Annotated in this window: 17 protein-coding genes and 1 tRNA gene; 9 read left to right on the plus strand and 9 right to left on the minus strand. The window is 69.2% G+C overall.

Annotated features, from left to right (window positions below; translation table 11 throughout):
- Positions 1–53: 53 nt before the first annotated feature.
- Genes pknB through ACFPUZ_RS09260 form a run of 7 tightly spaced genes read right to left on the minus strand, consistent with a single transcriptional unit; the run spans position 54 to position 8,893 of the window.
- Positions 54–1,952, minus strand: coding sequence for a Stk1 family PASTA domain-containing Ser/Thr kinase (gene pknB, locus ACFPUZ_RS09230; RefSeq protein ID WP_377001627.1), 1,899 nt, complete (start codon positions 1,950–1,952; stop codon positions 54–56).
- Positions 1,952–3,355: a serine/threonine-protein kinase gene (locus ACFPUZ_RS09235; protein ID WP_377001628.1), complete on the minus strand. Its 1,404-nt coding sequence runs from the start codon at positions 3,353–3,355 to the stop codon at positions 1,952–1,954. Before ACFPUZ_RS09235 ends, pknB begins: the two co-directional genes overlap by 1 nt.
- Positions 3,355–4,788 carry a penicillin-binding transpeptidase domain-containing protein gene (locus tag ACFPUZ_RS09240; protein WP_377001629.1) on the minus strand — a complete coding sequence of 478 codons (1,434 nt, stop codon included), beginning with the start codon at positions 4,786–4,788 and terminating at the stop codon, positions 3,355–3,357. The genes ACFPUZ_RS09235 and ACFPUZ_RS09240 overlap by 1 nt, the downstream gene beginning before the upstream one ends.
- Positions 4,785–6,140: an FtsW/RodA/SpoVE family cell cycle protein gene (locus tag ACFPUZ_RS09245; RefSeq protein WP_377001630.1), complete on the minus strand. Its 1,356-nt coding sequence runs from the start codon at positions 6,138–6,140 to the stop codon at positions 4,785–4,787. The genes ACFPUZ_RS09240 and ACFPUZ_RS09245 overlap by 4 nt, the downstream gene beginning before the upstream one ends.
- A complete protein-coding gene (locus tag ACFPUZ_RS09250) occupies positions 6,141–7,592 on the minus strand; it encodes a PP2C family protein-serine/threonine phosphatase (RefSeq protein ID WP_377001631.1) in 1,452 nt (483 codons plus the stop codon).
- Complete coding sequence (locus tag ACFPUZ_RS09255) at positions 7,589–8,083, minus strand: FHA domain-containing protein FhaB/FipA (RefSeq protein ID WP_377001632.1); 495 nt, start codon at positions 8,081–8,083, stop codon at positions 7,589–7,591. The genes ACFPUZ_RS09250 and ACFPUZ_RS09255 overlap by 4 nt, the downstream gene beginning before the upstream one ends.
- A gap of 3 nt (positions 8,084–8,086) precedes the next feature.
- Entirely contained in the window at positions 8,087–8,893 is an 807-nt protein-coding gene (locus tag ACFPUZ_RS09260) for a DUF3662 and FHA domain-containing protein (protein ID WP_377001633.1), read from the minus strand.
- A 274-nt stretch (positions 8,894–9,167) separates the two neighbouring features.
- Between ACFPUZ_RS09260 and ACFPUZ_RS09265 the strand changes: the two genes are divergently transcribed.
- Together ACFPUZ_RS09265 and ACFPUZ_RS09270 are read left to right on the plus strand one after the other, a co-directional pair.
- Positions 9,168–9,254 (plus strand) — tRNA-Leu (locus ACFPUZ_RS09265).
- A gap of 135 nt (positions 9,255–9,389) precedes the next feature.
- The gene (locus tag ACFPUZ_RS09270) at positions 9,390–10,316 is read left to right on the plus strand and encodes an Abi family protein (protein ID WP_377001634.1); all 927 of its coding nucleotides are present in this window, start codon (positions 9,390–9,392) and stop codon (positions 10,314–10,316) included.
- Here ACFPUZ_RS09270 and ACFPUZ_RS09275 read toward each other — a convergent pair.
- Positions 10,307–10,843, minus strand: coding sequence for a M23 family metallopeptidase (locus ACFPUZ_RS09275; protein WP_377001635.1), 537 nt, complete (start codon positions 10,841–10,843; stop codon positions 10,307–10,309). The genes ACFPUZ_RS09270 and ACFPUZ_RS09275 overlap by 10 nt on opposite strands.
- A gap of 156 nt (positions 10,844–10,999) precedes the next feature.
- Here ACFPUZ_RS09275 and ACFPUZ_RS09280 point away from each other — a divergent pair, with 156 nt between their 5' ends.
- The 7 genes from ACFPUZ_RS09280 to ACFPUZ_RS09310 all read left to right on the plus strand — a co-directional run bounded on the left by ACFPUZ_RS09280 (position 11,000) and on the right by ACFPUZ_RS09310 (position 17,242).
- Positions 11,000–12,139 (plus strand): PucR family transcriptional regulator, encoded by a 1,140-nt coding sequence (locus ACFPUZ_RS09280; protein WP_377001636.1) that lies wholly within the window; start codon positions 11,000–11,002, stop codon positions 12,137–12,139.
- Positions 12,140–12,309: 170 nt separating this feature from the next.
- On the plus strand, positions 12,310–13,722 hold the full coding sequence (locus ACFPUZ_RS09285; RefSeq protein WP_377001637.1) for a GntP family permease: 1,413 nt from the start codon (positions 12,310–12,312) through the stop codon (positions 13,720–13,722).
- Positions 13,723–13,736: 14 nt separating this feature from the next.
- Positions 13,737–14,492, plus strand: a complete 756-nt coding sequence (locus ACFPUZ_RS09290; protein WP_377001638.1) for a 3-hydroxybutyrate dehydrogenase — start codon at positions 13,737–13,739, stop codon at positions 14,490–14,492.
- 13 nt (positions 14,493–14,505) lie between these two features.
- On the plus strand, positions 14,506–15,216 hold the full coding sequence (locus tag ACFPUZ_RS09295) for a CoA transferase subunit A (RefSeq protein WP_377001639.1): 711 nt from the start codon (positions 14,506–14,508) through the stop codon (positions 15,214–15,216).
- Between the two features lie 3 nt (positions 15,217–15,219).
- Complete coding sequence (locus ACFPUZ_RS09300; RefSeq protein ID WP_377001640.1) at positions 15,220–15,873, plus strand: 3-oxoacid CoA-transferase subunit B; 654 nt, start codon at positions 15,220–15,222, stop codon at positions 15,871–15,873.
- Positions 15,870–17,033 carry a thiolase domain-containing protein gene (locus ACFPUZ_RS09305; protein ID WP_377001641.1) on the plus strand — a complete coding sequence of 388 codons (1,164 nt, stop codon included), beginning with the start codon at positions 15,870–15,872 and terminating at the stop codon, positions 17,031–17,033. Before ACFPUZ_RS09300 ends, ACFPUZ_RS09305 begins: the two co-directional genes overlap by 4 nt.
- Complete coding sequence (locus tag ACFPUZ_RS09310) at positions 17,030–17,242, plus strand: OB-fold domain-containing protein (protein WP_377001642.1); 213 nt, start codon at positions 17,030–17,032, stop codon at positions 17,240–17,242. Before ACFPUZ_RS09305 ends, ACFPUZ_RS09310 begins: the two co-directional genes overlap by 4 nt.
- Here the strand turns inward: ACFPUZ_RS09310 and ACFPUZ_RS09315 are convergent.
- Positions 17,227–17,892 carry a flavin reductase family protein gene (locus ACFPUZ_RS09315; RefSeq protein ID WP_377001643.1) on the minus strand — a complete coding sequence of 222 codons (666 nt, stop codon included), beginning with the start codon at positions 17,890–17,892 and terminating at the stop codon, positions 17,227–17,229. The genes ACFPUZ_RS09310 and ACFPUZ_RS09315 overlap by 16 nt on opposite strands.
- Positions 17,893–17,926 lie beyond the last annotated feature (34 nt).

A 17,926-nucleotide genomic window follows, 5' to 3' on the forward strand; every position in this document is an offset into this window, starting at 1 on the left:
CGTCGGGGGACCTTTCAACAGGATGTCAGGGTGGGTTCCACAGTAGCAAGCGCCTACGGGGCGCCGGGGATGAAGACCCCGACGTCGAACTCCCACAGGCGGAGGGTGACCACGGCGTCCCGGCGGAGGGTGGCCCCCGCGGCGGGGTCGGTGGAGGCGACCTTGTGCTCGTCGACCAGCGCGCCGGTTTTCACGGGCTCGCCGATGCGCAGCTCGCCGGACCATCCGGCGGCGGCGAGGGCGGCGCGGGCGTCGGCTTCTTCACGGCGGGTGAGGTCCGGCATGGTGATGAGCATCCCGTTGGACACCTCCATGCGCACGACTGCGCCGCGGGGGGCCTGGGCGCCCTCGTTCTCCACGGTGAGTACGCGCCCTGCGGGTTCGGCGGAGTCGATGCGGGTGATCTCCGGGGTGAAGCCGAGGCTGCTCAGCGTCGCCTCCGCCTGCTCGACCTGCATGCCGGACAGCGCCGGGATGCGCACCAGCGCCGGGCCGGTGGAGACGGTGATGGTGACGGGTGAGCCCTTGGAGATCTGCGCCCCGGCCGGCGGGTTCTGGTCCATGATGCGCCCCGCGGTGACGGTCTCCGAGCTGGCCTCGCTGACCTGCTGTTCCAGGTGCAGATCCGCCTGTGCCAGGGCCTCGGCGGCCTCGGCGGGGGTGAGCCCGGTGATGTCGGGGACGTCGGTGATCTCCCGCCCGCTGGACACGGTGAGCGTGACGGAGGTGCCCTTCTGCAGCTGCGAGCCGGCCGTCGGGTTGCTGCGGATGACGGTGCCGCGGGGGATGTCCGGGGAGGGTTCCTCGTTGATGTCGACACGCAGCTCCAGAGCCTCGAGGCGCGCGGCGGCGTCCTGGCGGGGCAGGCCGGTGACGTCCGGGACGGACACCATCTGCGTGGTCTGCTGGCTGCTCTCGCGCAGGAGATCCCACGCGAAACCACCGCCGATGCCGAGGGCGAGGACGGCGAGCAGCGCGGCAAGCCACACCATCCACCGGTTGCTTCTCGACACCCCCTCGTCCTCCCGCACCGCCCGCGTCACCGTCGTCGGGCTGTCGTCGGCGGCGGGTTGCTCCTCCGCGATGTAGTGGCGGGCGGCCTCCGTCACCGCGTTGCGGGAGAGTCGGGCCAGGTCCTCCTGCATGGCGGCGGCGGACTGGTAGCGGTCCGCCGGGTGCTTGGCCATGGCGGTGAGGACCACCCCGTCGACGTTGAGGGCGGCGGTGGGGGAGAGGGCGTCGATAAGCGCGGACGGCGGCTCCGGATCCTCCTGGACGTGCTGGTAGGCGACGGCGAAGGGGGTTTCGCCCGAGAAGGGCGGGCGCCCGGTGACGGTCTCGTAGAGGACGCAACCGAGGGCGTAGACGTCGGAGCGGGCGTCGGCGGCCTTGCCGCGGGCCTGCTCGGGGGAGAGGTACTGGGCGGTGCCGATGACGGCGGAGGTCTGCGTCATCGCCGAGGTGGAGTCGTCGAGGGCGCGGGCGATGCCGAAATCCATCACCTTCACCTCGCCGGTGTTGGTGATCATGATGTTCGCCGGCTTGACGTCGCGGTGGATGATGCCGGCCTCGTGGCTGTGCTGCAGCGCGTCGGCGACGGGAATGAGCACCTCGGCGGCGCGCGCCGGGCCCAGCGGGCCGTCTTCGCGGACGATGTCGCGCAGGGTGCGGCCGTGGATGCGTTCCATGACGATGTAGGGGACGTCGATGCCGTCGATGACGGTCTCGCCCGTGTCGAAGACCGCGACGATCGCCGGATGATTGAGGCGCCCGGAATTCTGCGCCTCCCGGCGGAATCGCTCGCGGAAGCTGATGTCACGGGCCAGTTCCAGGCGGAGCATCTTCACGGCGACATCACGACCCAGAAGGGTGTCCTGCGCGGCGAAGACCTCGGACATACCGCCGGTACCGATGATCTCGGCGGTGTCGTAGCGGTCACCGATCAGCGTCATCAGTTACCTCCGTTGTTCAGATTCCCCAGGTTGTCCAGCAGATGACCCAGATCGCCGGGGGTTCCTCCTCCATTATCCGGGGTGGGGACGATGGTCGGAGTCGGTTCCGGGGTCGGGATGATCGTCGGCGTCGGCTCCGGGGTGGGTGTGACCCACTGGGTGACCGTCTCCGGGGCCGGTACGGACGTCGGGGTCGGCTCCGGGGTGGGCGTCACCCACTCGGTGACGATCTCCTGCGTCGTCGGCTGTTCACTCGTCACCGGGGTCGGGCGCGTGCCCTCGAACAGGCCCGCCTGCCACGCCAGGTACATGCCGCCGCCGAGCAGGGCGGCGATGAGCAGGGCGAGGAGCAGGCCGGTGGCGAAACCGCCGCCCCCGCCGCGCGCGGGCTGCACGGCCGGGCGCTGCACCGGCGGCCGCGGCGGCGGGGCGATCGTCTGCGCCGGGCGGATGGTCGTCGGGTGGGTCACCCGGCCCAGCATGCGGGTCGACTCGGTGGGGGAGGGCTCCTGCGCGACCCGCGTCATGGCGGCGGAGGCCGGCTGCGGGGGACGCTGCCCGAGGCGCACCGCGGAGACCGCCAGCGCCAGTTCGTTGCCGTCGGCGAAACGCTGCGTGGGATCCTTGCGCAGGGCGATGCCGATGAGCTCGCGGGCCTCGGCGGACACGGAGGTGGACAGCGGCGGCGGGGACTGGCTGATATGCGCCAGTGCCACCGACACGGAGGAATCCCCCACGAAGGGACGCTGCCCGGCGAGCATCTCGTAGCCGACGACGCCGAGAGAGTAGATGTCGGAGGCCGCGGTGACCTCCCGGCCCTGCGCCTGCTCGGGCGAGACGTACTGCGCCGTGCCCACCACCATGCCGGTGCGGGTGAGCGGCACGGCCGCCGCGGCCTTGGCGATACCGAAGTCGGTGATCTTCACCTGGCCGCTCTGCGTGATCATGATGTTGCCCGGCTTGATGTCCCGGTGCACCAGATCCATGCGGTGGATGATGGACAGGCCGTGCGCCGCCTGCTCGAGGACGTCGAGGCAGAGGGCCTCGTCGAGGGACTTCTCGCGGGCCAGCAGGTCGGCGAGGGATTCGCCGCGCACGTACTCCATGGCGATGAAGCAGAACGAGTGCCCGGCGGGATCGGGGATCTCGCGGTAGTCGTAGGTGCGCACGACGTTGTCGGAGTCGATGAGCTCCGCCGTCTCCGCCTCATTGCGGAAACGGGTGAGAAACTCCCGGTTGTCCGAGAACTCCGGGCGCAGGATCTTCAGCGCCACCTCCCGGTCGTGCACGGTGTCATCGGCCAGCCAGACGGTGGACATGCCGCCGTGGCCGATGATCCACTGCAGGCGGTAGTCGTCGCCGATGAGTTCCTGGAGCCGGTCGCGGCCGTCGATGTTCGCCATCAGGCACCTCCCGCCGCGTCGAGGACCGCGCGCGCAACCGGGGAGGCCACCTGGCCGCCGGTGGCGCCGGTGCCCAGGCCGCCGCCGTTCTTCACGACGACCGCCACCGCGACATCGCTGTCGGGCAGGTACGCGACGTACCACGTGTGGGGCGGGGTGCCCTCGTCGCCGTGCTCGGCGGTACCGGTCTTCGAGGCGATGCCCGCGCGCCCCCCGACCGTGTTGCGTTCGGAGGCGAGCATGAGCTCCTCCAGCTGGGCGGCGACCTCCGGGGTGACGGCCTGCGTCACCTCGCGCGGGCTGGTGGTGCGCAGCTCCTTGAGGTCCGAACCCGTGATCTTATCGACGACGAAAGGTTCCATCCGGCGGCCGTCATTGGCCACCGTCGCCGCCATCACCGCGGCCTGCAGCGCCGACATGGTGACGTCGCGCTGGCCGATGGAGCTCTGCCCCAGGGCGGCGGGATCGGTGACGTCGCCGAGCCCGCCCGGGGAGGTGGGCAGACCGAGGTCGTGGTTCTCACCGATGCCGAAGGCCTCGGCGGCGGAGCGGAAGGCGTCCGCGCCGACGTCGATGGACATCTGGACGAAGGCAGTGTTGCACGACAGGGAGAAGGCCGTCTCCAGGGAGACCTCGCCGCCGCCGGCGCAGGCCTGCCCGCCGTAGTTGGTCAGCGTCGTGGTGGTGCCCGGCAGGGTGATCTCCGGGGCGCCGGTGAGCTGCGAGTTCGCGGAGTAGCCGTTGTTGAGGGCCGCGGCGGTGGTGATGATCTTGAAGATCGATCCCGCCGGCAGCGTGTCCTGCGTCGCGTGGTTGATCAGCGGGTTACCCGGCGCCTGCGTCACCTGCGACCACGTGTCGGCCGCGGTGGCGGGGTTGACCAGCGCGTTGGGGTCGTAGCCGGGGGAGGAGGCCAGTGCCAGGACCGCCCCGGTCGAGGGCCGCAGGGCGACCACGGCGCCCTCGTAGCCGTTCGACGTGAGCTGCTCGTGCGCCACCTGCTGCATCTGCGGGTTGAGCGTCAGTTCGAGGTTGGCGCCGCCGGTCTCCTTCCCGGTGAGCGTGTCCAGCCAGCGGGAGGTGAACAGCGCCGGGTCGGTGCCGTTGAGCACCTGGTTGTAGGAGGACTCCAGGCCGGAGGCCCCGTACTGGTCGGAGAGGTAGCCGGTGACGGGCACGAAGGCCGCCGGGGCATCCGAGGGGTAGGAACGGTGGTAGAAGCCGTCCGCGCCCTGCGCGGAGGAGGCGAGCACCATGCCGCCCGCGGCAATCTGGCCGCGGGGGATGGACTTCATCTCGTAGAAACCCCGCTGGTTGAGCGGGTTGTTGGCGTACTGGTCCTCCCGGAAGGCCTGCACCCAGGTGAGGTTCACCAGCAGCACCAGGATGAGCAGGATGGCGAAGGCGGAGGCGAAACGTAGGGAACGATTCATCGCACGGCACCTCCCTGGACCGGGAGGTGGGTGGTGCCGGGGGCGGCGTCGAGAAGCGGGGCCTGCTCGGCGGGACGGCGGGCGGAGTGCGAGATGCGCAGCAGCAGCCCGAGAAGGATGTAGTTCGCCATGAGGGAGGAGCCGCCGGCGGACATGAACGGGGTGGTCAGGCCGGTCATCGGCATGAGCGCGGAGATGCCCGCGGTGACCACGAACACCTGGATCGCGATGGTGAGCGACAGGCCGCCGGCGACGAGCTTGCCGTAGGAGTCACGCACCTGCAGGGCCGCCCGGAAACCGCGGGTGACCAGCAGCGCGAAGAGGATGAGCACGGCCGTGATCCCCACGAGCCCCAGCTCCTCGGCGACGGCGGCGAGGATGAAGTCCGAGTGCGCGATCGGGACGATCTCCGGATGCCCCTGGCCGAGGCCGGTGCCGGTGACCCCGCCCCAGGACATGCCGAAGAGGGCCTGGGAGAGCTGGTAACCGGTGGACTCGTAGTTGGCCACGGGGTCGAGGAAGTTGGTCACGCGGTCCTGGATCTTGCCGGACACCTGATACACGGCGGTGCCGCCCGCGGCGACGAGCATGATGCCGATGAGCAGCCACGATGCCCGGCCGGTGGCCAGGTACACCATGCCGAGCACGGTGGAGAACAGCAGCAGCGCCGGGCCGAAGTCGTTCGAGGCCGCCATGATGAGGATCGCGATGGCCCACACCAGCAGGATCGGCGCCAGGTCCCGCAGGCGCGGGAAGTCCAGGCCCAGGAAGCGGTAGCCCGCGACGTTGAACAGGGCGCGCTTGGACGCCAGCAGCTGCGCGAAGAAGAGCAGCAGGAGGATCTTGGAGAACTCACCCGGCTGCAGGGAGAAGGGGCCGATGGTGATCCAGATGCGGGCGTCGGCGTTGATGGCCGTCGGCCACACCAGCGGCAGGGCCAGCAGGATGAGTCCCAGCAGGCCGAGCAGGTAGGAGTACTTGGACAGGTGGCGGTGCTGGCGGACGATGAAGAGCACGCCGATGAGCAGCACGATGCCCACCAGGGTCCACATCACCTGTCGGCCGGCCAGGGAGGTGCCGTTGGCCAGGTCGAGGCGGTGGATGACCACCAGACCGATGCCGTTGAGCAGGGCCGCCACCGGCAGCATGAGCTGGTCGGCGTGCGGCGCGGCGATACTCAGCGCGATGTGCGCCAGCGAGAACACCACGACGAAACCACCGATGAGCTGCAGCATGTCGGTCGTCAGGGCGTTGCCCTGCGAGAGCTCCAGGCTGGCGAGCATGACGGTGAGCGCGATGGCCGCCAGGATGAGCAGACCCAGTTCCGTACGACGAGCGAGCAGACGCGACATCTACTTCACCTCCCGGCAGTTGATTCCGGGACGGGTGAGATCGCCACCGGCGGTCTCCGCACCGTCCTCGACGTTGCCGGACTGGCCGGCGGGGGTCTCCCGGTCGATGCACACCGGCAGCGCCTGCGCCGCCAGGCGGCGCAGCTGCTGGGTGACGTCGTCATAGGAACCGCCGTCGAGGCCCGTCACCTGCGAGCGCACCGACTCCGGCAGATCCTGCAGGCGGAAGGGGGCGCAGTCCTCGGTGGAACCCATGTCCACCAGGCGCAGATCGCCGGCCTTGTCCAGGCAGGCCTCCTGGTAGGGCGAGTGCAGGTCGCGTCCGAAGACGGAGTAGTCGACGCCGTGCTGGATGACCATGTGGTCATCCTCGCCGGTGGCGATGAAGTAGGAGTTGTCCACGGTGCGCTGCGCCCACCAGCCGCCGAGGGCCAGGCCGATGAGCAGGAGCAGCGCCAGAATCAGCGCGGCGAGGCGAAACCTCCCCCGGCGACCCGAGGCATCACCTGCCGGGACGGCAGCGACCTCCTGCGCGCCCGAGGGGGCCGGCCGGGCCCCCGTGAGTGGTTGCTGCGTGACCTCCCCGTCGGGGGAGATCGTCTTCGGCTGCCGCGCGAGCAGGGCGGCACGCCCGGCGGAGGTGTCGGGGTGGGTGTTCTCCTCGACCTCGCCGAGCAGGGCGCCCGCGGTCACCGGGGTGGCGGGCAGGGCGGCGCGGGCGACGTCGTCGAGTCCGTCGGTCTCCACGACATCGGCGACGACGACCGTGATGTTGTCGGGACCGCCGGAACGCAGCGCGAGCTCGATGAGCCGGCGCGCCGCGTCGGAGGGGCTGCCCTCGGACAGGGTCTGCTCGATCGTGGTGGCCGTCACCGGATCGGAGAGGCCGTCGGAGCACAGGAGGAACCGATCGCCGGGGCGGGCGTCGAGATCACGCAGCGTCGGCTCGACCGGGCGGCCCGTGTAGGCCTTGAGGATGAGCGACTTCTGCGGGTGCGAAGACACATCCGCCGGGTCGAGCTTGCCCTCGTTCACCAGGGACTGGACGAAGGTGTCGTCCGTGGTGATCTGCTCCAGGTGCCCGTCGCGCAGGCGGTAGCCGCGGGAATCTCCGACGTGGATGAGCCCGAAGGAACGACCGTTGAACATCAGCGCCGTGAGCGTGGTGCCCATGCCGTCGGTCTCCGGATGCTCCCGGATGGCCTGGGCGATCTGCCGGTTCGCGTCATCGGCGACACCGCCGAGCAGGGCCAGCATGTCGTTGTCGCCCGGGTCGGCGTCGAGACGCTCGAGGTGATTGACCATGAGCTGGCTGGCGACCTCGCCGGCCGCGTGCCCGCCCATGCCGTCGGCGATGATGAGCAGCTGCGGGCCCGCGTAGGCGGAATCCTCGTTGTTGCCGCGGACGAGGCCGCGGTCGGAGAGGACGGAATAATTCAGGCGAAGACTCACGGAACCAACCTCACTGTCGTGCGTCCGACCCTGATGTCGGTACCCGTACCGACACGTTCGGGCTGGTCAATGCGGTAGCCGCCGACATAGGTGCCGTTGCGGGAATCCAGGTCCTCGACGAACCAGTCCGAACCACGCCGGAACAGCCGCGCATGCCGGGCGGAGGCGAAATCATCGCCCAGCTGGAAGGTGCAGTCCGGGCTGCGGCCCATGACCACCTCCTCCAGCGCGGCGACCGCCATGTGGGAACCCTTGAGCGGGCCGTCGACGACGGCCAGCTGCTTCGCCGCTTCTCGACGCCCCGCCGTCAACCCACCCTTCCGGGGTGCGGCCGGGGCAGGCGCGCCGGGGACACCAGTGACACCGGGGACACCGGGGACACCGTCAGCGGTGAGCAGATCCCGCCGCATGGCGCGCACCGCCATGAAAATGAAGAACCACAGCAGGACGAGCAGGACAATCTTGAAGATCAGCAGTACCAGCGAATCCATGCGTCACCTCCGCGCCGCTGTCGAGGAACGGGTCGGATCGACGATCCGGACCTCAATGTGGGAATGGCCGATGGTGATGACATCACCGTCCGCCAGCAACCAGTTGTCCACCGGGGTGTCATTGACCGTGGTGCCGTTCGTCGACTCCAGATCAACGAGCACCGCATCCTGCCCGTCCCACGTGATCTCCGCGTGCTGGCGGGAGACACCCGTATCCGGCAGGCGGAAATCGGCCTCATTGGAACGGCCGATGATGGTGGACCCCTCGGTGACCAGGAACGTCCGGCTGGAGCCGTCCTGGAGCAGCAGGGTCACCACCGGGTCCTGCGGCATCTCCGTCAGCTCCGTGGGAACATCCTGCGGCTTCATGATCTCCTCCTGGTTGTGGTCACTGTCTGTGGTGATGGCCTCGAAACCGCTGCTGTCCGCCGGATCGTTGTCCCGGTAGGACGACACGCGCAGCTGCCCGGTGTGCAGGCCCGACTCCTCGGCGATACGGACCACCATCGGCCCGCTCGAGTTCCACGCCCGGTTACGGCACCACCGGGTCAACTGATCGGCGAAGCCCGCCGGCAGATCAGCGCTGCCCTGCGAGAGATTCTCCAGATCCTTCGACGAGACACCGACGACATAGACATTGGGGGCGAAGACGACACCGTCATCGACGACGAGGTTGTCCTCCGCCTCCTGCTTGAGCAGTTCCTCAATCTCCGCGGCGACGACCTTCCCGCCGAAGACGAGGGCGAAGCCGTTATCGAGACCGCGCTGCAGAGCGCTGTCCAGCCTGGCGAAACGAGCCATGATCGACATGAGGGCGCGGCCTCCTTTCCGAGGTGAACCGGGCGGCCGAAGCCGACCGGGTAATCAGTAAATCGCGCGAGGAGACAGTCCTCGCGCGCACGACAGGCACCAGTATAGGGTGCGAACGTGTGGATAACGTACCCGGGAAGCCTGGGAGCACCGTGACATCGCTCTCTGTGTATGCTCCGGAAACGTGCCTCTAGCTGCTGATTTGCCTAATCGGGCGGGGCGCGTGTTATCTTGTACTAGTCCACACGGCGGGAATCCCGCTGGACCACCACCCGCCCGGGTGGCGGAATTGGCAGACGCGCTGGCTTCAGGTGCCAGTGTTCGCAAGAACGTGGGGGTTCAAGTCCCCCCCCGGGCACCAATGAAAATCTCGGTCATCAGCAGATGGCCGAGATTTTTGCATTCCAGGGGAAGCAGCTGTGCTAGGTTGGGCAGCAACGTGATCAGCCCGTGCCGTGAGGTACGGGCTGATTGTCATTGTGGGGAAGGAGCGGCGGTGGAGTACGACAAGCCCTGGCTTCCCGTGGAGGCTCAGGTGGAGCGCCTGCGGGAGCAGGACCTGCTTATCGACGATCCCGCCCGCGCGCGTCTGCTTCTGGAGTCGGTCGGCTATTACCGGCTCATCGGCTACCTGTACCCCTACCGGGAGGGCGCGGTGTTCCGGCCCGGGACCACGCTGGCCCACGCCGAGGGGCTCATCGATTTCGACCGGGAGCTGCGGCTGCTGTTCCTCGACGGCCTGGAACGCGTCGAGGTGGCTCTGCGGATGCGCATAGCCTATGTTCTGGGCCGGCACTCGGCCTTCGCCTACGAGGACCCGGCCTATTTCACCGAGTCTTTCACCGCGGAAGAAGGCGAGCCGAGCAAGCACGCCCAGTGGCTGCAGGGGGTGCGGGAGCGGCAGGCGGATTCGGACGAATGGTTCGTCCAGCATTTCCGGAAGAAGTACGACGACCGGATGCCCGTGTGGGCGCTCACGGAGATCCTCGAGCTGGGGCAGCTGGCGGTGCTCTACCGCGGCCTGCGGGTGGAGGACGCCGTGGAGGTTGCCGAGGCCTTCGGGGTGCCCACCAAGGCGATGATGGGCAGCTGGCTCGCCAGCCTCAACTACGTGCGGAACCTGGCCGCCCACTACGCCCGGCTGTTCAACCGGAGGCTGCTCTACACCCCGACGCGCCCTGGGGTGGGGCTCATCCCGGTGCTCGATCACCTGCGGGACGCGGAGGCGGAGGAGCGGAAGTTCAGCACCTACAACGCACTGGCGGTCATCGCCTATCTCATGCGCTCGATCGATCCGGCCGCCGGGTGGGCGGAGAAGGCGGCGGGCGTGCTGCGGAGCTTTCCGACGTCCGAAGTGGTCACCGTCGCTGCGCTGGGGGCGCCCGCGGGCTGGGAGGGTCTCGAGCTCTGGGCTCAGAAGTAGATGCCGTGGGTGGCGAACCACGCGACCGGATCGACGGGGCCTGCGCCTGCGGGGTGGATCTCGAAGTGCAGGTGCGATCCGGTGGAGAAGCCGAGGTTGCCCATGCCGGCGATCTGCTCACCGGCGGACACACGCTGGCCGACGCCCACGTTGAGGGTGGACATGTGGCCGTAGACGCTCATCGAGCCGTCGTCGTGGCGGATGCGGATCCAGTTGCCGTAGCCGGAGGCCGGGCCCGAGTCGATGACGGTGCCGCTCATGACGGCGTGGATCGGGGTGCCGATGGCGTTGGCGATGTCGATGCCGTTGTGCATCGAGCCCCAGCGCGGCCCGAAGCCGGAGGTGAAGGTGCCGGCGGCCGGGCGGGCGACAGTGACAGCGTTGGTGGCGGCTGTGGCGGCCTCGGCGGCGATACCCGCGCCGGAGGAGAGCGCGGCGAAGTCCTGCGCGTGGGCGGTGGCCAGGCCGCTGGTGGCGACGGTGCCGGCCAGCGTGGCGGCGAGGGCGAAGCGGGAGAAGGTGTTCATGGGGTGGATCCTCAATCAGTGCAATAGGTCGGGAGAGATGGGTTTGTAACCATCCCGTTATCAAGTTGTGACCACAGTAGGGGCCACGGCAACGTATGTCCAGTCGCGCATCTGGCCTGCGGCTTCGTCCGTCGGGAGCGGTTACGCTGGCATGCCATGGACAACCTCTCCTCCGACCGTTGGCAGGACCTGCTCGACCGTCTGCAGAAGGACGATGAATCACTGGTGGACACCACCGTGGCGCAGCTGCTGGACACCATCCCCGGTTATGAGAAGGTCGGCCCGGAGCGCCTGGCATTCTCGGTGCGTCGCAACGTGGCGTTGAGCATCCGCATCATCCGCCTCGGCGTCGACCCCGCCCCGGACGAGGTGCCCGAGGCCGCGGCGCTGGCCGATGAACGCCTGGGGCAGGGGGTGCCGCTGGGCAGTGTGCTCAGCGGCTTCCGTGTCTCCATGATGATGATCCTGCGCCGGCTCATTGCCCTGTCCCCGCAGTACGACATCCCCTCGGATGAGGTCCTGGAATGCTCGACGCTGCTGTGGTCGCTGGCGGACGTCTTCTCCACGCGGGCCACCGCCGTGTACCGCGACCGGGAGATCGCCCGGGCGGTGGCGGACTCGGCGCGCCGCTCCGAGTGGATCGGGCACGCGGTGGCGGAGGGGATGGAGATCTCCGAGCTGCTGTGGGGGGCGGCGATGTACGACGTGCCCACCGACGTCCCCGTCCGCGCGGTCGCCGCGTCGGCCCGCCCCCGCGCCGAGCAGCTGCTGCACGCCTGGGCGGAGGGGGCGGGGCTGCGGCTGCTCACGTCGGTGCAGTCGAGCGTCATCGTCGGCATCCTCATCGGCGAGGTTTCCGACCGGGACGTCGCCGGGGAGCTCACCATCGGCCTCGGCCAGCCCGAGCTGCTCGAGCGCCTGCACGCCTCCTTCGCCTCCGCCACCCTCGCCCTGCGCGCGGCGGAGCAGGTGGGGGACACCGGCCTGGTGGACCTGCCGGCGTTGTCCTGGCGGCTGGCCATCCACACGTGCCCGGAGGCCACCGAGATGCTCACCCGCCGCTACCTGGATCCGCTCCAGGGGGCGGGGGAGTTTCGGCGGGAGCTGCTGGAGTCGGTGGCGGCGTATCTGGGGCACCGGATGAACATCCCCGCGGCGTCGAGAAGCATCCCGGTCCACGTGAACACGCTGCGCTACCGGCTGCGGCGTTTCGAGGAGCTAACCGGGGCCGATCTGGGCGACACGCAGACCGTCGTCGAGGTGTCGTGGGTGCTGGCCGCCCACCCCGACTTGTAGCCAGCTACGAAAAGGGCGGGAAAAGGTTGCACCTCTAGATGTAGTGCTCGTCACATTCGACAGTGCATGCTGGGAAGCGTCACCCGCTAGAAAGTGTTTCGCATCACAGGAGTGGTGCGGTTCTCCATAGGCGGACACATCCTGTCCCTTCTCACCTCAAGGAGGCGCTGATGGTCCTCGGAATCATCGGTATCCTGCTCTCCCTCGCGATCCTCATCACCCTCGCCTACCGCGGGGTGCCGGTGCTCATCGCCGCCCCGGCCGCCTCGCTCATCGCCCTCATCTTCTCCGGCGCCCCGCTGCTGCCGGCGTACACGGAGATCTTCATGCCGGCGATGGCGAATTTCGTCGGCAGCCTCTTCCCGGTCTTCCTCACCGGCGCGATCTTCGGCATGCTCATGACCGTCACCGGCTACGCGAAATCCATCGCCACCTCCGTGACCTCCCTCATCGGCGGGCGCGCCGCCATCGCGGCCACGGTCATCACCTCCGCCCTCATGACCTACGGCGGCATCAGCCTCTTCGTCGTCGCCTTCGTCATGTACCCGCTGGCCCGCGAGCTCTTCCGCGTCGCCGACATCCCCCGCCGCCTCATCCCGGCGACCATCGCCCTGGGCATCTTCACCTTCACCATGACGGCCCTGCCCGGCACCCCGCAGGTGCAGAACATCATCCCGGGCCAGTTCTTCGGCACCGGCTCCTTCGCGGGCGCGCTCATCGGCATCCTCGGCTCGCTCATCATCCTCGGTTTCGGCATGTTCTGGCTGGAGTTCCGCCGCCGTCAGCTCCTGCGCAAGGGCGAGCACTTCTCCAGCCGCGAGAACGACGGCGAGGACGCGAACTCCGCCGGTATGAGCAACGGCAGCGAGAACAGCCTCCCGGAGCCGCGCAACCGCTTCATCCCCTTCCTGCCGCTGCTCACCGTCTTCGCCGTCAACTTCCTGTGCACCCTCTACATCTTCCCGGCGCTCGACTGGAGCTACCTCGCGGAGGACAAGTACGGCGGCGTCACCCTCTCCAGCCGCGCGGCCCTGTGGGCGGTGCTCGTGGGTATCACCACGGCCATCCTGGTCATCCTGGTGCTCAACGCCCGCCACGTGCAGGTCCTGCTCAAGGCCCTCGGCGAGGGCGCCAAGAACTCCATGTTCCCCGTGTTCAGCACCGCCTCCGAGGTGGGTTACGGAGCCGTCGTCGCCTCCGTCGCCGCCTTCGCCCTGGTCCGTGACTCCGTGTTCAACATGGGCGCCAACGCGCTCATCACCTCCGTGGTCACCGTCTCCATCACCGCCGGCCTCACCGGCTCCTCCTCCGGCGGCATGACCATCGCGCTCAACGCCCTCGGCGAGCAGCTGCGCGACATGGCCGCCGCCGACGGCATCAGCATGGAGGCCATGCACCGCCTCACCGCCATGGCCGCCGGCGGCCTGGACACCCTGCCGCACTCCGGCGCCGTGGTCACCCTCCTCATCGTCTGCGGCCTCACCCACCGCCAGTCCTACAAGGACGTCGCCATGATCACCATCGTCGGCCCGCTGCTGGCTGTCGGCCTCCTCGTCGGCGCCGTCTCCGCCGGCATCCTCTAACCCGAAAGGTCACCATGCACACCTCAGGAACCCTCGCTTCTCGACGCGCCCTCGTCACCGGCGGTGCCTCCGGCATCGGCGCCGCCTGCGCCCGCGCCCTCGCCGCCGCCGGCGCCCACGTCACCGTCTGCGACATCGACGAGGCCGCCGCCCGCGCCCTCGCCGACGAGATCGGCGGCGACCACTGGACCGTCGACCTCTCCGACACCGCCGCCCTCGAGGACGTCAGCCTCGAGACCGACATCCTCGTCAACAACGCCGGTATCCAGCGGATCTCCCCCATCCACGAGTTCGACCCCGCCGACTGGCGCCTCATCAACCGCCTCATGGTCGAGGCCCCCTTCCTCCTCGTCCGCGCCGCCCTGCCCGGCATGTACGAGCGCGGCTTCGGGCGCATCATCAACATCTCCTCCATCCACGGCCTGCGCGCCAGCGCCTACAAGTCCGCCTACGTCAGCGCCAAGCACGCCCTCGAAGGCTTCTCCAAGGTCACCGCCCTCGAAGGGGCGGAACACGGGGTGACCTCCAACTGCATCAACCCGGCGTACGTGCGCACCCCGCTCGTCGAGAAGCAGATCGCGGACCAGGCCCGCATCCACGACATCAGCCCGGACGAGGTCGTCGAGAAGATCATGCTCACCGAATCCGCCGTCAAGCGGCTCGTCGAACCGCAGGAGGTCGCCTCCCTGGCGACCTGGCTGGCCTCCCCGGACGCCGGCATGGTCACCGGCGCCGCGTACACCATCGACGGCGGCTGGACCGCCAGCTAGGAAGGACACCCCCATGAGCAAGTACACCGACACTCTCGCGGATGTCCTCGTCCCGCAGCTGCGCGACGGCATGACGCTCGCGGTCGGAGGCTTCGGCCTCTGCGGCATCCCCGGCACCCTCATCGACATCGTCCGCGACGCGGGCGTCCGCGACCTCACCGTCGTGTCCAACAATCTCGGCATCGACGGCGTCGGCCTCGGCCGCCTACTGGAGAAGGGCCAGATCAGCCGCGTCCTCGCCAGCTACATCGGGGAGAACAAACTCTTCATGGAGCAGTACCTCAGCGGCGCGGTCGAGGTGGAACTCGTGCCGCAGGGCACCCTCGCCGAGCGCATGCACGCCGGCGGGGCGGGCATCGCCGCCTTCTACACCCGCACCGGCGTGGGCACCGAAGTCGCCGAAGGCAAGCCCACCGCCGAGTTCGACGGCGAGACCTACCTGCAGGAACGCGCCATCGTCGCCGACGTCTCGCTCGTCCGCGCGCACACCGCGGACGTCGACGGCAACCTGCGCTACCGCCTCGCCGCCCGCAACTTCAACCCCGTCGTCGCCCAGTGCGGCCGCCTCACCTTCGTCGAGGCCGAGCACATCGTCGCCCGCGGCGACCTGGGCCCCGACGACATCCACACCCCCGGCGTCTACGTCCACCACCTCGGCGACGCCACCACCCCCACCCAGATCGAATCACTGGTCACCCGGCCCCGACCCACCCAGGAGGACTGAACCATGGCCTGGACACGCGACGAGATGGCGGCCATCGCCGCCCGCGAGCTCGAGGACGGCGACTACGTCAACCTCGGGATCGGCATCCCCACGCTCATCGCCAACAACCTGCCCGCCGGAGTCGACGTCGTCGTCCAGAGCGAGAACGGCATCCTCGGCATGGGCCCCAACCCCTACCCGGGCGACGAGGACCCCGACCTCATCAACGCCGGGAAACAGACCATCACCCTCCAGCCCGGGGCCGTCATCTTCGACTCCGCCACCTCCTTCGGCATGATCCGCGCCGGCAAGATGAAGGCCGCCTTCCTCGGCGCCATGGAGGTCTCCGGCAGCGGCGACCTGGCCAACTGGAAGATCCCCGGCAAGCTCGTCAAAGGCATGGGCGGGGCCATGGACCTCGTCGCCGGGGCGCGCCGGGTCGTGGTGCTCACCGACCACAACGCCAAGGACGGCGCCCCGAAGATCGTCGCGCAGTGCTCGCTGCCGCTGACCGGGGTCGGGGTGGTCAACCGGATCATCACGGACCTGGCGGTGTTCGACGTCGTCGAGAAGCGGCTGGTCCTGCGCGCGATCGCGCCGGGTCACACGGAAGCCGAGGTCCGCGAGCGAACCGGCACCGAATTTACCGTTGACCTGCAGGAAGGAACCCAGTCATGAGAGACGTCATCGTCGCCGGCATCGGCGAAACCCCCATGGGCCGCTACCCCGACCGCAGCCTGCACGACATGATCGCCGAGGCCGGCCGCGCCGCGCTTATCGACGCCGCCGTCGACCCCGCCCGCCTCGGCGCCGCCTACGTGGGCAACTTCGCCGGCCAACCCCTCACCGGGCAGGCCCACATGGGACCCCTGCTCGCCGAGACCCTCGGCATCCCGCACATCCCGGCGCTGCGCGTCGAGGGGGCCTGCGCCTCCGGCGGCCTCGCCCTCTACCAGGCCGTCCAGGCGATCAGACACGGCATGCACGACGTCGTGCTCGTCGGTGGCGTGGAGAAGATGACCCACCAGACCACCGCCGTGGTCACCGAGGCCCTGACCTCCGCCATGGACGTCGAGCTCGAGGCGCAGTCCGGTCTCACCTTCCCCGGCATCTTCGCCATGGTGGCCAACCGCTACTTCCACGAGCACCGCGACGTCAGCCGCGAGATGGCCCAGGTGGCCGTCAACGCCCACGACAACGCCCTGCTCAACCCCCACGCGCAGCTGCACAAGGCCATCGACGTGGAGAAGGTGCTCTCCGCGCCCCGGATCGCGGACCCCTTCGGCCTCTACGACTGCTCCCTGGTCACCGACGGCGCGGCCTTCCTCGTGCTCACGGCCGCGGACGTCGACACCGGCTCCACCGCGCGCCGGGTGCGCATCACCGGCTCCGGGCACGGCGGCGACACCCTCACGCTGCACGGGCGGGAATCACTCACCAGTTTCCGGGCCACCCGCCAGGCCGCCGCCACCGCCTATGAGCAGGCCGGGGTGGGACCCGGTGACATCGACCTCGCCGAGGTCCACGACTGCTTCACCATCACTCAGATCATCAACACCGAGGACCTCGGCTTCTTCGAGCCCGGCCGCGGCGGCGACGCGGTGGCCGAGGGGCGGACGGCCCTGCGCGGCGACATGCCGATCAACACCTCCGGCGGCCTCAAGGCCAAGGGCCACCCCGTCGGGGCGACGGGCATCAGCCAGGCCATCGAGGTCATCACCCAGCTGCGTGGCGACGCCGGCGAGCGCCAGCTGGCCACCGCCGACATCGGACTCACCCACAACCTGGGCGGCACCGCCGGGACCTGCGTGATCAACATCTTCGAGGGAGAATCATGACATCCACCGTCGTCACCTACACCATCGTGCGCACCCCACCCCAGGGTGTCGAGGGCGCCCCCTACTGCGTGGCCATCGTCGACACCGACGGACACCGCGAGACCGCCCGCGTCGCCGGCTACACCGACGGGCGGGAGGTCCGCATCGGGCAGACGCTGCGCGCACTCGACCAGCCCGATGAGTTCGGGGCGCGCTACAGCCTGGACTGAGCGGCCTCCGGGCGGGGCATCTCGAAGCGGGCCTCTTCGGAGATGGTGAAGTAGGTCGCGGGGCCGCCACCCCGGCTGATGGGGTCGGCCACGGTGGTCTGGTAGATGCCGTCGACGAGCAGTGTCTTGTCGATGTGCACGCCCACGACCTCGCCGAACACCATTCTCGTCTCGGTCGGCGCACCGGCGGCATCCTCCAGATGCACGATCTGCGTGGCGCGGCACTCGAAGACGACGCGGGCCTCGCCGACGTGGGGGACGTCGATAAGCCGGGAGGGGGCGGGGGTGAGCCCGGCGAGCGCGAACTCATCCACCTCCGGGCCGGTGATCCGCGCCGACTCGTTCATCGCCTCCGCCAGGTCGCGTGTGGCGAGGTTCCAGCAGAACTCTCCGGTTTCGCGGATGTTGGTCACGGAGTCCTTCTCCCCGATGCTGGCGAATCCGATGAGCGGCGGCGTGTACGAGAAAGCGTTGAAGAAGCTGTAGGGCGCCAGATTGAGGGTGCCGTCAGCGGCGCGCGAAGAAATCCAGCCGATCGGGCGCGGCGCGATGATGGCGTTGAAGGGCGAATGCGGCAGACCGTGGCCGGCGGCCGGCTCGTAGAAGTGGAAGTCCATGCGGCCACAGTAGGTGGTAATGTTCGTTGACATGTTGATCTTGGGAACCGCCTCCCTGCGGTTGCGC

This window comes from Corynebacterium nasicanis, assembly GCF_042658165.1.
Taxonomy (GTDB): domain Bacteria; phylum Actinomycetota; class Actinomycetes; order Mycobacteriales; family Mycobacteriaceae; genus Corynebacterium; species Corynebacterium nasicanis.